1 protein-coding gene and 1 pseudogene are annotated in these 848 nt (G+C 38.3%); one reads left to right on the forward strand and one right to left on the reverse strand.

Features of this window, described 5'->3' with window-relative positions:
• Positions 1 to 105, forward strand: a pseudogene (locus JIG41_RS04550) (IS30 family transposase); the annotation flags it as partial.
• 1 nt (position 106) lies between these two features.
• Here the strand turns inward: JIG41_RS04550 and JIG41_RS04555 are convergent.
• Positions 107 to 376 carry a hypothetical protein gene (locus JIG41_RS04555; protein ID WP_063530058.1) on the reverse strand — a complete coding sequence of 90 codons (270 nt, stop codon included), beginning with the start codon at positions 374 to 376 and terminating at the stop codon, positions 107 to 109.
• Positions 377 to 848 lie beyond the last annotated feature (472 nt).

Consider the following 848-nt stretch of genomic DNA (forward strand, 5'->3'; position numbering starts at 1 on the left):
AAGCAGGTGGCCGATATAGAACGTGCGCTAAACGCCAGACCTAGAAAGTGCCTAGGTTACAAACAGCCTGTCGTTGTGTTTAACGAATTACGCAATGCGGCCTAATTTAGCGAGTGGTGCACTTCGGGGTTGAATTCGCGCCAAGCCCACCATCAAAAATAATAATGGCTAACGCTATGTGTCCAAATAAAAAAGCTAAACCAAAATCGTTAAACTTTATTCCACCAGGACCATTTTCTCCTGCTAACATTCCAAGCAGTAGAAAAACTAGTAATATTGGCACACCTACACGCTTAGTTATTACACTCGCAATAATGCAAAGAAAGGCCAAAAAAGCAGAACCTAAAATGTATTGATAAACGACTTCTATAGCCATAATCCCATTACCAAATTTGTACTTCCCCCGATTAGGGTTTCATGGCTACCATCTATTCTATTCAACTTTTTGTATGAGCCAAATCAAGGGGGAGTATTTAAGAATACCAAACTAAAATTATTAAGTTTGAGAAAGCATTACAAGCAAATAAGATAACATATTCGATTAATTTATACTATCCACGGGCGCCATCGCATATCTATGTATAGTTCAGTATATTGAGGTTAATAACCTAGAGTTAGCTATTTTACCCTCAATAAAAGGCTTACAATTTAAGCATGAAATTAGGCCTCTCACATAGCTATTTGATATCTACTCGCTATACCGTAGAGGCTTTGTTTCCTAAATCAGTTGAACTAAAACCATAGCTGGTGATCTGATCGACATAGCCCATCAACTCGCCCATCAATCGTGTCAAAACCTCGATATAAAACAATCAACTGGAAGCAATACAATCAAGCCCTGATCAATC

Origin of the sequence: Pseudoalteromonas sp. bablab_jr011, from assembly GCF_016464045.1 — a bacterium.
Lineage (GTDB): Bacteria > Pseudomonadota > Gammaproteobacteria > Enterobacterales > Alteromonadaceae > Pseudoalteromonas > Pseudoalteromonas lipolytica.

Bases quoted from the DNA above. Each gene is read 5' to 3' on its own strand.
- JIG41_RS04555 (WP_063530058.1), bottom strand. From the start codon at position 376: ATGGCTATAGAAGTCGTTTATCAATACATTTTAGGTTCTGCTTTTTTG.